Source organism: Amycolatopsis sp. NPDC049688, assembly GCF_040674975.1.
In the GTDB taxonomy this organism is placed as follows: Bacteria; Actinomycetota; Actinomycetes; order Mycobacteriales; family Pseudonocardiaceae; genus Amycolatopsis.
Genome location: NZ_JBFANY010000001.1, coordinates 234,901 through 250,295, shown reverse-complemented (window position 1 = coordinate 250,295; position 15,395 = coordinate 234,901). Strand labels below are relative to the sequence as shown.

17 protein-coding genes are annotated in these 15,395 nt (G+C 68.8%); 9 read left to right on the top strand and 8 right to left on the bottom strand.

The window, feature by feature from the left end; genetic code table 11:
* The first annotated feature begins 7 nt into the window (after window positions 1–7).
* Window positions 8–343 (top strand): hypothetical protein, encoded by a 336-nt coding sequence (locus tag AB0J55_RS01015; RefSeq protein WP_364240912.1) that lies wholly within the window; start codon window positions 8–10, stop codon window positions 341–343.
* A gap of 537 nt (window positions 344–880) precedes the next feature.
* On the opposite strand, the gene AB0J55_RS01010 is transcribed toward AB0J55_RS01015, so the two are convergent.
* The 3 genes from AB0J55_RS01010 to AB0J55_RS01000 all read right to left on the bottom strand — a co-directional run bounded on the left by AB0J55_RS01010 (window position 881) and on the right by AB0J55_RS01000 (window position 7,310).
* Complete coding sequence (locus AB0J55_RS01010; protein ID WP_364240909.1) at window positions 881–3,955, bottom strand: hypothetical protein; 3,075 nt, start codon at window positions 3,953–3,955, stop codon at window positions 881–883.
* A gap of 34 nt (window positions 3,956–3,989) precedes the next feature.
* On the bottom strand, window positions 3,990–5,243 hold the full coding sequence (locus AB0J55_RS01005; RefSeq protein ID WP_364240906.1) for a hypothetical protein: 1,254 nt from the start codon (window positions 5,241–5,243) through the stop codon (window positions 3,990–3,992).
* 474 nt (window positions 5,244–5,717) lie between these two features.
* Complete coding sequence (locus AB0J55_RS01000; protein ID WP_364240903.1) at window positions 5,718–7,310, bottom strand: GAF domain-containing protein; 1,593 nt, start codon at window positions 7,308–7,310, stop codon at window positions 5,718–5,720.
* A gap of 148 nt (window positions 7,311–7,458) precedes the next feature.
* Between AB0J55_RS01000 and AB0J55_RS00995 the strand changes: the two genes are divergently transcribed.
* On the top strand, window positions 7,459–8,361 hold the full coding sequence (locus AB0J55_RS00995; RefSeq protein ID WP_364240900.1) for a hypothetical protein: 903 nt from the start codon (window positions 7,459–7,461) through the stop codon (window positions 8,359–8,361).
* Here the strand turns inward: AB0J55_RS00995 and AB0J55_RS00990 are convergent.
* Window positions 8,321–9,001, bottom strand: coding sequence for a response regulator transcription factor (locus AB0J55_RS00990; RefSeq protein ID WP_364240897.1), 681 nt, complete (start codon window positions 8,999–9,001; stop codon window positions 8,321–8,323). The two genes, AB0J55_RS00995 and AB0J55_RS00990, sit on opposite strands and share 41 nt — an antisense overlap.
* Before the next feature lie 92 nt (window positions 9,002–9,093).
* Here AB0J55_RS00990 and AB0J55_RS00985 point away from each other — a divergent pair, with 92 nt between their 5' ends.
* The 3 genes from AB0J55_RS00985 (at window position 9,094) to AB0J55_RS00975 (ending at window position 11,231) form a co-directional block, all read left to right on the top strand.
* Window positions 9,094–9,768: a BON domain-containing protein gene (locus tag AB0J55_RS00985; RefSeq protein ID WP_364240894.1), complete on the top strand. Its 675-nt coding sequence runs from the start codon at window positions 9,094–9,096 to the stop codon at window positions 9,766–9,768.
* A 29-nt stretch (window positions 9,769–9,797) separates the two neighbouring features.
* Window positions 9,798–10,646 (top strand): slipin family protein, encoded by an 849-nt coding sequence (locus tag AB0J55_RS00980; RefSeq protein ID WP_364240891.1) that lies wholly within the window; start codon window positions 9,798–9,800, stop codon window positions 10,644–10,646.
* Between the two features lie 84 nt (window positions 10,647–10,730).
* On the top strand, window positions 10,731–11,231 hold the full coding sequence (locus tag AB0J55_RS00975) for a GNAT family N-acetyltransferase (RefSeq protein WP_364240888.1): 501 nt from the start codon (window positions 10,731–10,733) through the stop codon (window positions 11,229–11,231).
* Window positions 11,232–11,386: 155 nt separating this feature from the next.
* Here the strand turns inward: AB0J55_RS00975 and AB0J55_RS00970 are convergent, their stop codons facing one another.
* Window positions 11,387–11,950: a sigma-70 family RNA polymerase sigma factor gene (locus AB0J55_RS00970; protein WP_364240886.1), complete on the bottom strand. Its 564-nt coding sequence runs from the start codon at window positions 11,948–11,950 to the stop codon at window positions 11,387–11,389.
* Window positions 11,951–11,968: 18 nt separating this feature from the next.
* A complete protein-coding gene (locus AB0J55_RS00965) occupies window positions 11,969–12,556 on the bottom strand; it encodes a hypothetical protein (protein ID WP_364240883.1) in 588 nt (195 codons plus the stop codon).
* 267 nt (window positions 12,557–12,823) lie between these two features.
* On the opposite strand from AB0J55_RS00965, the gene AB0J55_RS00960 reads away from it, so the two are divergent.
* The 4 genes from AB0J55_RS00960 to AB0J55_RS00945 all read left to right on the top strand — a co-directional run bounded on the left by AB0J55_RS00960 (window position 12,824) and on the right by AB0J55_RS00945 (window position 14,217).
* Window positions 12,824–12,946, top strand: coding sequence for an RGCVC family protein (locus AB0J55_RS00960; RefSeq protein WP_364240880.1), 123 nt, complete (start codon window positions 12,824–12,826; stop codon window positions 12,944–12,946).
* Window positions 12,947–13,165: 219 nt separating this feature from the next.
* Window positions 13,166–13,390: a hypothetical protein gene (locus AB0J55_RS00955; protein WP_364240877.1), complete on the top strand. Its 225-nt coding sequence runs from the start codon at window positions 13,166–13,168 to the stop codon at window positions 13,388–13,390.
* Window positions 13,391–13,409: 19 nt separating this feature from the next.
* Window positions 13,410–13,658, top strand: a complete 249-nt coding sequence (locus AB0J55_RS00950; RefSeq protein ID WP_364240874.1) for a hypothetical protein — start codon at window positions 13,410–13,412, stop codon at window positions 13,656–13,658.
* Window positions 13,659–13,701: 43 nt separating this feature from the next.
* Window positions 13,702–14,217: an AI-2E family transporter gene (locus tag AB0J55_RS00945; protein ID WP_364240871.1), complete on the top strand. Its 516-nt coding sequence runs from the start codon at window positions 13,702–13,704 to the stop codon at window positions 14,215–14,217.
* Here the strand turns inward: AB0J55_RS00945 and AB0J55_RS00940 are convergent.
* A complete protein-coding gene (locus AB0J55_RS00940) occupies window positions 14,129–14,587 on the bottom strand; it encodes an STAS domain-containing protein (RefSeq protein WP_364240868.1) in 459 nt (152 codons plus the stop codon). The two genes, AB0J55_RS00945 and AB0J55_RS00940, sit on opposite strands and share 89 nt — an antisense overlap.
* Entirely contained in the window at window positions 14,584–14,940 is a 357-nt protein-coding gene (locus tag AB0J55_RS00935) for an HPF/RaiA family ribosome-associated protein (RefSeq protein WP_364240865.1), read from the bottom strand. Before AB0J55_RS00935 ends, AB0J55_RS00940 begins: the two co-directional genes overlap by 4 nt.
* Between the last annotated feature and the right edge of the window lie 455 nt (window positions 14,941–15,395).

Below are 15,395 nucleotides of genomic sequence, written 5' to 3'. Positions count from 1 at the left end.
GCGTTACGTGACCGCACCACCCGCCGGCACGGCCGACCTGCTGGCGCAGTGGGTGAAAAGCAAGAAGCCGGCAACCACTACTGCCCGCCCCGACCACGGCAACGGCTTGCGGTTCGCCTTCTACGGCCGGACCTCGACCACCCGCAATCAAGACCGCGTCTCATCACAGGGCTGGCAACGCGACATGGCCGATGAGCTGGTCGGAGGCCACGGCCATGTCGTCGCCGCCTACTTCGACGCCGGAACCTCGCGCCGCGTCCCGTGGCACCAGCGACCGCAGGCTGCCCAGCTCATGACCGAGACCTCCAGCCCGGAGTCCGATCGATGCGATCGTGGTCGGTGAATACGAACGCGCCTTATCGCGGCCCGCCACGCCGATGCACGAACAACGATGGCCGCGCCCGCAAGAATCGACCGACACCCCAATGACATCCTGGCCGCATACATGGCATCTGCTACCTGACACACAACGCTCCGTCGTGCCGATGAGCGCGCAGATTGGCAGCGGAGAAGCACGACCTGCTCGGGATCGCACCGGGTCCCGGCATCGGGATTCAGGGCGATGAGCCGCTCATCCACGGCATCGTCGAGCATCATCGAGAACACCGTCCTCGATGCCGGCCACAGTCGACGCCGTATAACAGCGCCGCAGCTGCTCCGCGGTCATACATCCTCTTCTGCCGACGAGCGGACATTGCAGATGCAATCGTCTCGGGGTGACGAGGGCCGGTCGTGCTGCGGGACGTGGCTCACGTCCCGCGTGGGTGAAGTGAGTCGTGGTGGGTGCCAGTTGGATGTCGCTGCAGCCGGTCATTTCCCTGTCGCGGAGTGGTCCGGGATGGCAAAGTCGCCTCCTGGCGACGCGATCGATCGAGGCTGATCAGACTATGGTCGCAAGATCGCTTGTCACGGCGATGTCGGTACCCGGTGTCGGAGTGTATTCGAACCATTCGGCCATGAGGTGGCCAGCCTCGCCTGTCTGCCGGACGGAGGTCGGCGAGGTCGATCCATTGTGGGCATGGTCGAGGCGCTCGAGTGTGATCGTTCTGGTCCCGACGGCGGTGATTGTCTGGGACTCCTGATCGGTTCTGAATGTGCCGCCGACAGTCGTTCCGTCGTCGTATCTGCCGATGACCGCTCGGTAGCCGACCCGGAAGCCATCGATGGACTTGACGGTGATCGTCACGGGGTTGGCACTAGGGGCCAAGTTGTCGGTGGTGATGGTCGATACACTGGCGCCGTCGTCGGGGGTGGGGCCGCCGCCGGGGTTCGCCGGCGGTATGCCGGGGTAGTTGGTTTGGTCATAGGCTTGGACTTCCCGCGCGATGGAGAGATAGGGATGGCCTGGTATCAGCGTCTCGCCGAAGCCGCCGGTTTCCACGAATGTCACCCAAGCCTCTTCCCACCCTCGGCGAACGGTGAGTACGACCCTGGCGCTGCCAGCCCGCAGGAAAGCTTCCCGTGTCGCGTCCGGGTGCCGCAAGCCCCGAATGAACGACCAACTGAATGGGATATCCCAGAAGTATGGGTAGACGAAATACAGGACGTTTTCCCACTCAATAGCCTCGTTGATAAATTTGATCATCTCTTGGTACTTGAGCATCACCCCCCAATTTTCCGGTAGCACCAAGAAGCCAGTACTCTGCGCCGTGCTGCCGTGCTCGATGTCGACTCCACCTTGGGGGCTTTTCTGATCGACGAAGGCCTGCAGGACTTCATCGGGCATGAAGGCAAATGCGGGACCCAAGATCCATTTCAGGGCCGCCTTCATGATCTCCTCGTTCTCCTCCCTGCGGAGCGTCAAGGTGTTGACGTTGCTGATCTGGGCCGTAAGTGCCTCAAGATCGGCCTGGTCCTTTTGTTGAGCGGCGAAGTATCTTGCCTGCGCAGCGCCGAAGAGCACTGCCCACGCCTGCTGCTGCCATGAGGAGACCGCTGCCGGAGTGGCTGACAACTGCAGGTCGAGTTCCAGTGCGCCGCTTGGCGACCCCTTCGTGGCGTACATCAGGAACTGCTCGCCCTGGCATCCGGCGAGGAATCCGATGCGCAGCGCCTCGCCCCGATAAGATTCAGGGGTGACCTTGACGCGGCTGACGAGAATTCCGGCGATGTGTTCGTCGCTCTGCAGGTTGAAGAAGAGGTCAGCCTGCTTTACCTTGTATCCCTCCGGAATGTGGATCTCCATGACACGAACTCGGCCGAAGAATTCGGTGTCGCCGGACTCGGTGTAGGTCGAGATGACTGAGACTTCCTTCGGATCCTCCGGTGGGTCGGCGAGGACGACCGAGTACAGCGCGGCAAAGTCGCGGTACGATTCGGGAGTGATGTCGACCGGGGCCAGTCCGAACTCGAACCTGCCCTGCGACGATCGCAGTTCCTCCGCCTGGGCGTACAGCGCTCGCATCGTCGCGGCGGGCTCGGGTACAGCGATGTCGTAGGTCAACCTGAGGCCGTAGCGGAACAGCGCGACGTGCCACTTCCGAAGGAGCGAGAAATAGTCGATCCGGATCGGGTTGTTGCCGGCGTTCTCCAGAACGCGCGTTGAGGCGTCCAGCGAACCTGTGACGGCGCTGGTCGACACGGTGACTTTGTGTTCCTGCTTAACACGCGAAGAGGCCGTACGTGTTGTAGTGACCGCGTGCCGGCGGCTCTCCGTGGCCGACTGGGATCCGGAGTCCTGGGAGCCGAAGCCTGTCGAGACGGTCGCGGTCACCGGCCCGTAGGAACCTGATAGGGACGCATTGATGTTGAACTGGTTGCTGTGCGTCGTCTGCGAAGTGGTGGCTTGAGCGAGCTCTGAGTTTTCGGTGACCCCGGTCTCGCTGTAGTTTTCAAGCGAGTCGGTGACGATCGACGTGAACTCCCGGGACGTCACCGACCATTCTTTATGAGAGACCGTCGTCCGTTCCTTCGGCGCCAGCGGAATGGTCGCGACCAACTCACCGCGTTGGATTCCGGCTGGACTCATCTCCAGGCGTTCGAGGTTCAACAGGCCGATGGGACTGACCTTGAAGGCATTCCGGAATGATTCCAGCGCCGCGGCGGCGTGGTGGTAGCGGATTTTCGGGTTCGTCGCCGGATCGGTTACGGGGGCATCCGATGAGTCTGGGTCCGCACGCCACTGATCCGCTGTGACAGGATCGAGTTCAGTGAGGTGTTGTTTCCGCTGCTCGACTACCGCTGCGCCGAGGCTCAGGAGTATCGACGTGTCCAGGCTCGCAACTTCGCGTGCCGCCGGCAGCGCTGATGGCACGGCCGGGCCCTCGAATGCTCGGATGGTCGAAAGTGCCTCGCGATCCGCGCCCACTGCCGCGGCGACGTCGTCCACCTCGCCCGGCGAAAGATTCAGCCGCTGGAGAAAGTTGTACTTTTCGATGGCGGCTCCCTGCTCCCGAAAGAGCTGTTCGGGCGAGAACTGTACGGAAACCAGCGTCGCCTTCGGTATCCGGCGACTCGCAGCCTTGGCCTTGACCAGGTCAGGGGTCTGAGGCGAGTCTGAGGCAGCGACGACGGAAGCCGTTTCCGGGGCCGAACCCTCGACTGCCTGACCGGCCGCGGCGTCAGCACCGGCCTCAACCGAGAAGGGCAGGGTGGTCCACGAATCGGTGTTTGGATCTTGTTCCACGATGCTGACCGCGGTCATCGGGTCGGGCGTCGCGGGTGCGATGAAGGAGATGGTCACCTCCGATTGCGGCGCCGTGGGTGCAGCGGTCGAGACATACAGTCGATTCTCAGCCTGGGACCGGACCACGTGGGTACCCTTGATGGCCGGTTCGTCGGGGTAGCGAGCCGGATCTTGGATATCGATTGAGTCGGGGAGCGCGAGGGCGAGTCGACCGGACGGGGCGTCGACAGCATCCCAGGAGAGCCGGTACGCCCAGACGCAGTAGTCCACTCCGTCGATCGAGCGGAAGGCGGTCTTCGGTGCCATCTTGAGTTTGAGTGATACAGACATGGCTGCTCTTCTCTTGTCGGCGACCTTGACGAACTCAATCCGGTAGCGTCCTCGCTGTTCCGGCGATGATCCATTCGATGCCGTCCATGGTCACACTCTGGCCGACTCGGGCGGTGGCGGCCTGCGCGGGTGTCAGGACCACGAACCGCGGTAGCGAGACATCCAGCGCCACCGGGGTTGCCGGATCCGCCATGCTGGCCCGCGGAGTGGCGAACACGAGAAAGCCGGCACCTCCAGAAACCGCGCCGCGAATGCTGTTACTCAGCCCATTGGTCAGTGTTCCCATGAACCCGCCGGAGACCAGGTTCGTCGCCCCGGCGACCGCCCTGGATTCGACTACAAACACGACGGCGTCACCGATTACGGCGGCCGCTCCCTCGATGCTGAGGTAGATCGCTGCGGCAATTCCCACTACCACACCGACAAACCCGTGAGCCGCCGCGGCTCCGGTCAAGATGGCGAGCGTTTCGCGGTACAGCCGTACGGTGGGGTCGCTCCGCTTGACCTGCATCGAACCAATTTTCGAGGCAACGACACGGGGCCCCGCTATCGCGTCGTACACCCCTGCCTCGAGCAGTACCGCGACCGCTCCATTCTCGAAGATCGTCGCGGCACATGTTGTCCGTATCGACTTCAACAATGGCTTCAAGTACTTGTCAAGCTCCGGTATGCATCCGCCGGGCAGCAGGACTGGAGGTTTGAACCTGCCAGGCGGCAAGTTTTCGGGCGCCTTCGAACCGGGAAGAGGTTGCAGTGTCTGACCAACCGAGAAATAGTCTTTGACGACGGCTTGCCGCAACGCCCATCTGAACGAACCTTCCAATACCGGCTGCCGCTTGCCGTTGATCCGCCAGTAGTAGAGCACAGCCCCTTCCCGGCCCTGCTTTGCGATAAGCTCTGCCTTGTTGCCGTTTCCCTCAGCCCGATAGACAACCCCTGGCACATTGTACCGATTAGATGTCGTGAACGAGGTGCCGGGGCACCATTGCGGTCCGCAGGACTGCTTAGCGAGATTCGAATACCAAGCAGCCTCCGAGACAGCCATATCCTCAAGCCTCTCGGGTTTGATCTCCCATATCTCGCCCGTAGCGACAGAAACTATGTCAGCGTAGCCAGTCTTCCCGTTACGTTTCTTGCTGGCGCCCGGAATGCTGAATTCGGCGCGCCCGTCACGTTGAGCCTGGGCCAAGAAGTCAAACTGCACCACGAGATGCTCGACCTCACCATGACGTTCAAGAAGACCGTCCAGGTCCGGCGCGCGCCACCAACTGACCTCTCCGCAGCTCATCGCGACAGGCTTCGGCGCACATGTTCGACCGATCGTATCCGATCTCGATGCTGTGCATTCATGATCCTCAACCGCTCCAGCCGTGCTGTCGTGGCTCGACCGCACGACGTCGAAGCAAGAGAGGCGCCACATGCAGCCCTTGAACGAAAATCGAATCATATCATGACAACGATCCGGGAAATAGAGTCAAGGGGAACGGTCCCGGGTTTGATCGACTCGGGGTTGGCGGTGGTAGGTGCGTTCGGTCCGGGCAATGACGACGCCGTCGAGCGTCGTCTTCAGCGGCGTGCAATCTCAAGCCGGCCACCAGAGATCGGATCGAAACAACGACCTTGAGCACGGCTTCGCTCCAACGTCCTCACATGCCGCGATGAGGACGCTGGTCAAGGTAGAGTCGAGGGCCTGGCATCACGACCGATCTGCCGCTCGGGCGACCGGTCGGTGACGACCGCAGACCGCCCTGGCCCACCGGCGTCAAGGCACCGGGACCGTCCACACCAGACTGGTGCCACCTCCGGCCGGGCGGGCGAGCCGCAATGATCCGCCCGCCTCCGCGGCGCGTTGCTCGAGGTTGCGGAGGCCGCTGCGCGCCACGGCTTCCGGGATCCCGATCCCCGTGTCCGACACCTCGACGACCAGGTCGCCGTCCAGGGACACGGTCACCGCCAGTTCGGCAGCTCTCGCGTGCCGCAGGACGTTGGTGACCGCTTCGCGGACGACCGCCTCGGCGTGCTCGGCCAGTCCGGCGGGCACCCGGTCGAACGCACCCGACAGCCGCACCGTCGTGCGGATCGCGGAGTCGGCCGTCGTGTCGGCGATCGCGTTCTGCAGGCGTGCCCGCAGGCCCCGCCCCGCTCCCCGCTGCGCGTGCAGGGCGAAGATCGCGCTGCGGATCTCCTCGATGACGTCCTGGAGCTGGTCGATGTGCTGGGTGAGCCGGCTGGTGACCGCGGGTGAATCGGACCGGCGGCGGGTGCCCTCGATCCCCAGGCCCACCGCGAACAGCCGCTGGATGACCTGGTCGTGCAGGTCGCGGGCGATCCGGTCGCGGTCCACCACGACGTCCAGCTCCCGGCGGGCGGCCTGGCTTTCGGCGTCCCGCAGCGCCAGCGCGGCCTGGTCGGCGAAGGCGGACACGAGCTGCAGCTCGTGCTCGTCGAACCGCGCCGCCCCGCGGCTGCGGATCGCCAGGAGCACCGCCGCACCGGAGGGCGAGCCGGACCGCAACCGCACCACCAGTGCCGGCCCGAGGTCCACGCCGAGGCCGCCGGCCAGGTCGAACGCCAGGCTCGGCACGCTGCGCGGCACGTGGTCGCGCAGGACCGCGCCGGAGGTCGAGCCGTCGAGCGGGATCCGGCGGCCGGTCAGCACCTCGGCGTCGGGGCCGGCGCACACCGTGACGACCAGTGGCCCACCGGGCGACTCGGGCAGCGCGATGAGCGCGTCGTCGGCGCCGGTGAGCTCGGCGGCCCGGGTCGCGATCAGGTGCAGCACCTCACGGACGTCCGTGCCGCCCAACAGCTCGGCGGAGATCTCCCCGGTGGCTTCCAGCCACCGCTGCCTGCTCCGGCTCTCCTCGTAGAGCCGCGCGTTGTCGACCGCGATCCCGGCCGCCGCCGCCAGCGCCACCGTCGCCCGTTCGTCGTCGGCGGTGAACGGCTGCTCGGCGCTGAGGTACAGCCGGCCGAGGATCTCGCCTCGCACCAGCAATGGGACGCCGAGGAACGCCCCCATCGGGGGATGCTCCGGCGGGAACTCACCGGTCTCCAGGTGGGCCAGGCGCACCGGAGCCCGGCCGGTCACCAGCGCGCCGAGCAGCCCGTGGCCGTCCGGTGGCGGGCCCAGCCGCGCCCGGGTGGCGTCGTCGACGCCGGTCACGGCGAACGCGGTCGTCCGGCCGTCCTCGTCGAGCAGGGCCAGCGCGCCGTACCGGGCGCCGACCAGGCCGGCCGCGGCGGTGACGATCCGGTGCAGCGTCGTCTCGAGCTCCAGACCGGCGGAAAAGGCGAGGACTGCCGCCGGCAGCGCGTCCATCCGGTCCCGGCCCGACGTCGTTTCCTCGGGCATGTCCCCACTGTGACACACAGCGGTCCCGGACCGGGATCGCAACCGACGACCTTCGCCCGGAGGCGGAGGCCATTCGGCACTGGGCGGAGCCCACGGCCCGGGCGGACGGTGAAAGCGCATCCAGTAATCCAGGAGTTCGGAGCCGTTCATGAAGACCGGTGTCATGCCCGTCGGCCACCTCAGCGCAAGCCAGGTGCACGCCGTCCTCCTCGCGGCCACAGCTCCCCCGCCACTACGATCCGCCCGGCCCTGGCGGTTCCAGTGCACCCCGGATTCCGTCGAGCTGTACGCGGATCCGCTCACCACGGGCACCGACAGCGAGCAACGGGAACGAATGCTGGACTGCGGCGCGGCCCTGCTCAACCTCCGGCTGGCGATCAAGGCGCAGGGCAGCCACGCCGACGTCCGGCTGTTCCCCACGGTGGGGCGGCCCGAGCTGCTCGCCATCGTGCAGCCGCACGGTTACGAGACGATCGCCCCGCACGACGGGGACCTCGTGGCGGCCATCGCCGGCCGGCAGAGCAACCGGCGTCCGTTCACCGCGGCCGTCGTCCCCGACGCGGTGCAGCGGCAGCTCCGGCGCGCGGCCGAAGTGGAACGCGCCTGGCTGGCCACCATCACCGCCGACCAGGTGCCGCAGCTGCGGGAGATCATGCGCCGCACGGAAGTCCCGCCGGCGGCACCGGGACCCGGTGGCGGGAGTGACCTCGACGTCGAACCCGGCCGGCTGGTCGTGGTCATCGGCTCGCTGCACGACACCGCCCTCGGCCGCCTCCAGGCCGGCCAGGCCATGCAGCGGGTCCTGCTGACGGCCGCCGCCGCCGGGCTCTCGGCGGCACTCTCCTCGCAGGCGATGGCGCTGCCGGCGACCCGGCGCGAACTGCGGCAGCTGCTCGGCGGCGGGCTCTGGCCCCAGATCATGCTGCGCCTCGGCCACGGCACCGCGGTGCCGTCGTCAACGCGGACCCCGCTCGAGGACGTCGTGATCAGCGACGAGCACCCGTTCACCGCTAGCCGCCCGGACGGCGCTCCGCGTCGTGGATCCCGGTGACCAGCACCGCCGCCTGGGACCGTCGTTCCAGGCCGAGCTTCGCCAGCAGGCGGGACACGTAGTTCTTGACGGTCTTCTCCGCGAGGAACATCCGCTCGGCGATCTGCCGGTTCGTCAGGCTTTCCCCGAGCAGGTCCAGCAGGACGAGCTCCTGCTCGCTCAGACCGGCCAGCGGGCCGGGTTTCCCGGTCTTCGCCCGCAGTTCGGTCACGAGCGCGGCGACCGCCCGGGCGTCCAGCAGCGTTTCGCCGGACCCCACCCGGCGGATGGCGTCGACCAGCTGCAACCCCTTCACGTCCTTGATGACATACCCCTCGGCACCGGCCAGGACCGCTTCGACCATCGAATCCTCGTCGGTGAAGGAGGTCAGCATCAAGCACCGCAGGCCGGGCAGCACTCCGCGCAGGTCGCGGCACAGCTCCACGCCGTTCCCGTCGGGCAGCCGCACGTCGAGCACCGCCACGTCCGGGCGCAGCGCGGGGATCCTGGCCATGGCCTCGGCGACCGAGGAAGCCTGTCCGACGACGGCCAGGTCGGGTTCGTCGTCGACGAGTTCGGCGACCCCGCGCCGCACGAGTTCGTGGTCGTCGACCAGGAAGACCGTGATGACGGGCAGGTCCTGCTTCGTGCGGTCATCCACGCCGCCAGCCTACGCCCGCCCGCGCCGAACGACCCCGGAAGAAAGGTCCGGCGGCACTAGGCCGCGCGGCGCGGCCGGACCACGCTCGAAGGATGACAGAGATCCAGCACAGGCCCGATCATCACCTCAAGACCGCTGTCACCGATGAACTCGCCTGGACCCCCAGCGTCAACGCCGAAGGGATCGGCGTGACCGTCTCAGGCGGGGTCGCGACGCTGTCCGGACACGTCGGCACCTACCCCGAGAAGGAAGAGGCGCTGCGCGCCGCGACGCGGGTCCAGGGCGTGACGGCGACCGCGGACAAGATCATCGTCCGGCACGGCGACGACGTTCCGGCGGACGCGGATCTCGCCCGGGACGCCATGGCGGTGTTCGACCACCACACGGTCCTCGTACCGAAGGACGCGGTGCAGGTCGACGTGCGCGACCGGGTGATCACCCTGCGCGGCTCGGTCGACTGGCACCACCAGCGCGAAGCCGCCCGCCGCGCGGTGGCCGTGCTCCCCGGCATCAGCGGCGTGCGGAACCTGATCACGCTGCGGCGTTCGCCGGGAGTCACCCCGGCCGAGACCAAGGCGCAGATCGTCGCGGCGCTCGCCCGGCACGCGCCGGGGTTCGCCCAGCACGTCGAGGTCGGCATCGACGACGGCCAGGTCACCCTGACCGGCCAGGTCCTCACCCCGGCCGAACGCCGTTCGGCCGAGCAGACCGCGTGGTTCGCCCCCGGCGTGACCGCGGTCGACAACCAGGTGAAGCTCTCGGGCTGAACCTTCTCCCGCGTGGAGTCTGGAGCACCATGAACGTTTTCGTGATCATCGTCATCGCCGCCGCGCTGCTGCTCCTGCTGGCCTCCGCGGTGCGGATCGTCAAGCAGTACGAACAGGGCGTCCTGTTCCGGCTCGGCCGGGTGATCGGCGTGCGCGAGCCGGGGTTGCGGCTGATCATCCCGGTCGTCGACATCCTGCGCCGGGTGCCGTTGCGGATCATCACGATGCCGATCCAGTCCCAGGGGATCATCACCCGCGACAACGTGAGCGTGGACGTGTCCGCGGTCGCCTACTTCCGGGTGCGGGACGCGGTGAAGTCGGTCGTCGCGATCGAAAACGTCTACGCCGCGATCGACCAGATCGCCCAGACGACGCTGCGGAAGGTCGTCGGGCAGCACACGCTGGACGAGACGCTGTCCGAGACCGACAGCATCAACGTCGACATCCGCCGGATCCTGGACGTCACCACGCTCGACTGGGGCGTGGAAGTGACTTTGGTGGAGCTGAAGGACATCCAGCTTCCCGACACGATGAAGCGGGCGATGGCCCGGCAGGCCGAAGCGGAACGCGAAAAGCGCGCCAAGATCATCAGCGCCGAAGGCGAATCCCTTGCCGCCGCCGCACTCGGCGACGCGTCGGACACGATGATGGCGCACCCGCTCGCGCTGCAGCTGCGCAACCTGCAGAGCCTGGTGGAGATCGGCGTGGACAAGAACACCACCGTCGTGTTCCCCGCCCCGCTGATGAGCACCATCGGCGAGCTGGGCTCCTTCCTGGCCCGCGAGAGCGCCGCCGCGACCCGGCCGGAACCGGCCGCCACGGCCCCGATCGTGCCGGCGAAAGCGGCCGTGAACGGAACCCGGGCCGAAGAGCGCTGACCCGCGCCCACGGACTCCGCAGTGTTCTGTGCGAAAAGGACAGAGCACTGTGGACCCGTGGTCGTCGACACCGTGAGGAGCACCATGTCCACCACCACCCCACCGGCACGAGCCCTGCTCCCGGACGGCGAAGTCGCCTGGGTGCGCGAGCTGGAAGCTCGCGACGCCGCCGCGGTCCTCGCGCTGCGGGCCCGCCTCTCCGGGCGGCACGACCGGCACCTGATGTTCTTCGGTCTCGGCGTGGCCGGGCTGGCCGAGCTTTCGGCGCAGCTGTCCCACAGCTCCGGCGTCGGGCACACGGCGATGGGGTGCTTCCTGCACTCCCGGCTGGCAGGCGTCGCCCGCTACGACATCCTCGCCGACTCGGCCGAAGCGGCGGTCGCACTGGTGGTCGACGGCCACGGCCCGACGCTCGGCGTGGCGGCCCTGCTGCTCGAACAGCTCGTCGTCTCGGCGGAACACCAAGGGGTGCGGATGTTCGTCGCCGACGTGGACGAGGGAAACGCGAAGATGCTCGGCGTTTTCGCGGCACTGGGCATCCCGTTCCGGCCCGGCCTGCCAGGCGGGAACCGCTCCCCGGAGTGACGTCCCTCAGCCGCCGGCTTCGCCGGAGGACGCCGGTGACGAGGCGTCCAGGCGGGCGTGCAGCCGGGTGCCCGGCATCGACCAGGTCCGGAACAGCACCGCTGTCGCGGCTGCGGTCACCCATCGTACTCGTAACCGTGGGCCGCGCCGGGCGGTCACGGCACCGGCGCGGCGGCGATGTGCCGGCGCAGCGCGATCAGCGCCCGGTGCTGGCTCACCCGCACCGCGCCCGGGCTGGCGACCCCGAGCACCGCGGCCGTGTCGTGGGCGGACAGGCCGAACATGACCCGCAGGACCACGACGTCGCGCTGCTGCGGCGCCAGCAGGCCGAGCAAGTGGTGCAGCCGCTGTCGCCGCTCGAGGTCTTCGACGTGGCGAAGCGGTCCCCACTGCCCGGAGGGCTCCGGAGCGAACTCCGGAACCGGGACGCTGACGTCGGCGCCGCGGCGCCGGTGCGCGTCGACGACCTTGTGCGCGGCGACGCCGTAGACGAACCGCACGAACTTGCCGGCACCGTGCCGGTAGCCCGGCAGCGCGCCCAGCACGCCCATCAGGACCTCCTGCGCGCAGTCGTCCGCGTCGCTGTCGCGGTGCCACCGGTCCCCCAGCCGGACACGGCAGTACTGCAGCACGCCCGGGTGCAGCAGACCCAGCAACGCGCCCGTCGCGGTGCGGTCGCCCGACGCCGCCGATGCCAGGAGTGCACCGTCGACCCACATGATGTCCTTCCCCCTCGGTCAGCTTCGCGTGGTCAGGTACGGGCTGGGATCGCTGCCGGCCTTGGCGCCGCTGTCGAGCCAGCGGAGGAACCCGCGGCGGTCCCGTCGTTCGATCTCGTCGAGGAAGTCCTGCCGGCGCTGGACGACGCGCCGGCGCGCCTCCTCGTCGGTGGCGAGGATCAGGAGGAAGTAGCTGCGCCGCCACCCCACGCACAGGTCCTCGGTGGTCATGTCGGTCACCGGGACACGCGGGACCGGGCCGCCGTGGGGCTCGGGTGCGGTGGGCGGGGCGACGCGGTGGCGGTAGCCGGCCCCCAGCCCGCCGGCGACGAGCAGGACCAGGACGGTCGCGGTCAGGGCACCGCCCACTGTCGCGAGCAACCCGGCGAGGACCAGGCACGCCGTGACGAACGCCGCCGCCGTGGCCGCGCCCAGCGGCAGGTCCGGTCCACTCGCCATACCCCGGGGCCGAAGCCGCGAAGCGCCGAAAGCGACGAGGATCCCCGCGCCGGCTCCCAGCAGGATCCAGCCGAACAGGACGTCACCCGGCAAGGTCAGTGCACCGATCGCGGCCAGGGCACTGACGGGACCGATCAGAACGGCCACCACCGAACGTCCCACCATCGTGCGCCTCACCGTCCGGGTCGGGCGCCGGCCGCGAAGGCCGTGCCGGGGAAACCAGGATCGCCGAGGTCCGGGGCGTTGTGCCCAGTCTAGCCCCCGGCGCCCGTTCGCTACCTGTTCGCCGGCGCCGGCGGCCCGCTCGGCGCGGCGGTCTTCAGAGTGGTGGCCGCCCAGCGCTCGTCTGCTGCGCAGCAGTCATGACCGGCTCCCGTCGCCGGGCCGGCGTGCCGGCGTCTCGGTGAACAGCCCGTGCTCCGGCCCGCCCGGCACACGCATGACCTTGTCGCACGCCGGTTCTGCAGGGCGACTGTGGCGGGTGGCTTCAACCGCGGATGCGTCTGCGTCGGCCGCACCACGTCACCTGGTCGGTGAACCCGCTGTGTCATCTGATCGGTGACCGGCCTTATGCGGCCCGTGACGAGGAACCCCGCCAGCGGTACCCGGCCGCGGTCGGTCAGGGCCTGGCTGCGGCGGGGGTCGCCGGGTTCGGTGGCGTTCGGCCGTCCGACGGCGTGGCGGCATCGGGGGCACGCTGGGCCCGATCACGTCCCTGCCGGGACGGGGACCGAGCCACGGGAAAGGCGGACGCTCATGACAGCCGATCGGCCGGTGAGCCCGAAGCGCGAATCCTCCGAAGAGGTGCTGTCCGCGGTTCCCTACGGGCTTCGGGTCGCGGCCGCCTGGCGCGCGCTGCTCGTGGCGGGTGCTCTGACAGTCGTGGGCTTCGTGGCCGTCAAGCTGGCCTCGGTGCTGGTCCCGGTCGCCGTCGCGCTGCTGACCTGCCCACCTGGCTGCGCACCGGGCCGCTGCACCTGAGCCACGGCCAGCTCGACGAATGCTCGGCAACCTGACCGCCATGCTCGGCCGGAACAAATCGGCGATCGCCTCGGGCGCGCTCACCACGGCGGTGACCGTGGGGGAACTGCTCGCCGAAGCCCTGCTCGCCGTGTTCTGCCTGATCTTCTTCCTCGCCCAGGGCCGCGTGATCTGGGCGTTCGTCCTGCGGGCCGTGCCGGCCCGCGTGCGCGACTGCGTCGACGTGGCCGGGCCCAGCGGGTTCACCACCCTTTGGCGGCTCCGCTGAGCGCGCTGGTTTCCTCGGCGCGTTCGTCCCGGTCATCGGGTCGGTGATCGCCGGCGCGATCGCCGTCCTCGTGGCCTTGGTGGCCAACGGCGTGTGGGCGGCCGTCATCGTGCTCGCCGTCGTCGTCGGCGTCATGCAGCTCGAAAGCCACGTCCTGCAGCCACTGCTGCTCGGGCGCGCCGTCCGGCTGCACCCCCTGGCCGTGGTCCTCGCTCTCACCATCGGGCTCGTCACCGCCGGCATCGTGGGCGCCTTGCTGGCCGTGCCCCTGCTCGCTGTCTTCAGCCCGGGTGTGCGCAGCCGGGCCACCCGGCGGAGAACCACTCGCCCGGCGCACCCCGTATCCGGCGGCACGGACCGCGAGGAGCGCGTACCGGGCCGAGCCCACACGCCACGCCGGTGGCTGCCCACCCGGTTGGGCCGCGCTTTCACGCAGGTGTGGCCAGGCAGGCGGCAACGGGGTCCTGCGGTCAGCCGGTGTCCGCCGCCGCCCAGCGTGGCGCCGCGATGGCCGCTGCCCGCGAGGTGTGCACGACCAGGCGTTCGTCCGCGCGAGTGAGCCGCAGCGGCAGCAGGGTCGCGCGCGTCGTGGCCACCAGCCGCACGTCGGTGCCCGGGGTGGCCCGGCGGTGGGCGTCGAGCAGCACCTGCACCCCGGCGGTGTTCAGGAACCGGACGAGTGACAAGTCCACGACGACCCGCTGCGGCGTCAGGGTCAAGCTCGCTTCCAGGACGTCGTGGAGCATCGGTGCCGTGCAGAGGTCGACCTCACCGTCCACGACCACGACCAACGTCCCGCTGAACCTCTCCACGGTGATCGTGAGATCCTGGTACCGGTGGGACGGCAACGAGCGCGGGCGCGGGAAGTCGATGACGACGGACGGCACGATCGGCTCGCCGGCGGCACTCTGTCCATCGTGGACGGTCATGATGCCGTGCCTCCGCCATGGCGCCGGATGGAGTCCCCGCCCTTGTGGTGGTCCCTCCGCCCGTACACGCCTTCGAGCACGCTCTCCAGTTTGTGCACGGCACCCTGACACGCCTCGGCGACCGAACCCGCGTGGTGGCTGACGGCCACCTTCCGCCGTCCGGTCGGCCGGGCCTCGAGCACGCAGCGGCGGTCCATTCCGTCGGCGGCGGCGGACTCTTCGCTGAAGTGGACTTCCAGCCGCGTGATGTGGTCGCTGAACCGCGACAGCTGGGCGGCCAGCTGCCCTTCGAAGTGCCGGATCAGCTCTTCGCCGCCGGGCACCGTTCGATCCGTGCTGATCTGGATCTGCATGCGTTGTCCTCTCGCCGGCCGGCCCGGGTCTGCGACGCGGGTGTCCGGCCTCCGGCCATCGTGTCCACTCCGGTGGCGGCCTGCCCAGGGCCACCCGCCCCCGGTCCGAGGGCCGAAGGAACCTTTCTCAAGTCCACCGCGGTGACAGCCTCCGGGCTCGGCCGGCCGGGACGTCCCGGATCCCGCCCGGAACTCGACGATCCGAGTCAGCAACTCCCGGTCGGCCCGGTTGCCCGCTCCGGCCCGGAGCGCGGCCTCCAGCGGCCGCAGGCGCCCCGTACCGACCTCGCCAGCGCGTCGTCGACCGAGCCGCGGTGCAGGTGCAGACGACCGCGCCGGTAGCTGACGCTGGCGAGCAGATCGTCGTCCTCGGCCTCCGCCGCGAGTTCCGCCGCCACGTCGACGGGGATCCCTCGCGCAGCGGAACGCGCGGGTCGTCACCTCGAGCGCTTCGA

Coding starts and splice junctions, on each gene's coding strand:
- AB0J55_RS00995 (WP_364240900.1), top strand. CDS start 7,459: ATGAAGACCGGTGTCATGCCCGTCGGCCACCTCAGCGCAAGCCAGGTG.
- AB0J55_RS00980 (WP_364240891.1), top strand. CDS start 9,798: ATGAACGTTTTCGTGATCATCGTCATCGCCGCCGCGCTGCTGCTCCTG.
- AB0J55_RS00975 (WP_364240888.1), top strand. CDS start 10,731: ATGTCCACCACCACCCCACCGGCACGAGCCCTGCTCCCGGACGGCGAA.
- AB0J55_RS00970 (WP_364240886.1), bottom strand. CDS start 11,950: ATGTGGGTCGACGGTGCACTCCTGGCATCGGCGGCGTCGGGCGACCGC.
- AB0J55_RS01000 (WP_364240903.1), bottom strand. CDS start 7,310: ATGCCCGAGGAAACGACGTCGGGCCGGGACCGGATGGACGCGCTGCCG.
- AB0J55_RS00950 (WP_364240874.1), top strand. CDS start 13,410: ATGCTCGGCAACCTGACCGCCATGCTCGGCCGGAACAAATCGGCGATC.
- AB0J55_RS00940 (WP_364240868.1), bottom strand. CDS start 14,587: ATGACCGTCCACGATGGACAGAGTGCCGCCGGCGAGCCGATCGTGCCG.
- AB0J55_RS00935 (WP_364240865.1), bottom strand. CDS start 14,940: ATGCAGATCCAGATCAGCACGGATCGAACGGTGCCCGGCGGCGAAGAG.
- AB0J55_RS01005 (WP_364240906.1), bottom strand. CDS start 5,243: ATGAGCTGCGGAGAGGTCAGTTGGTGGCGCGCGCCGGACCTGGACGGT.
- AB0J55_RS01010 (WP_364240909.1), bottom strand. CDS start 3,955: ATGTCTGTATCACTCAAACTCAAGATGGCACCGAAGACCGCCTTCCGC.
- AB0J55_RS00955 (WP_364240877.1), top strand. CDS start 13,166: ATGACAGCCGATCGGCCGGTGAGCCCGAAGCGCGAATCCTCCGAAGAG.
- AB0J55_RS00985 (WP_364240894.1), top strand. CDS start 9,094: ATGACAGAGATCCAGCACAGGCCCGATCATCACCTCAAGACCGCTGTC.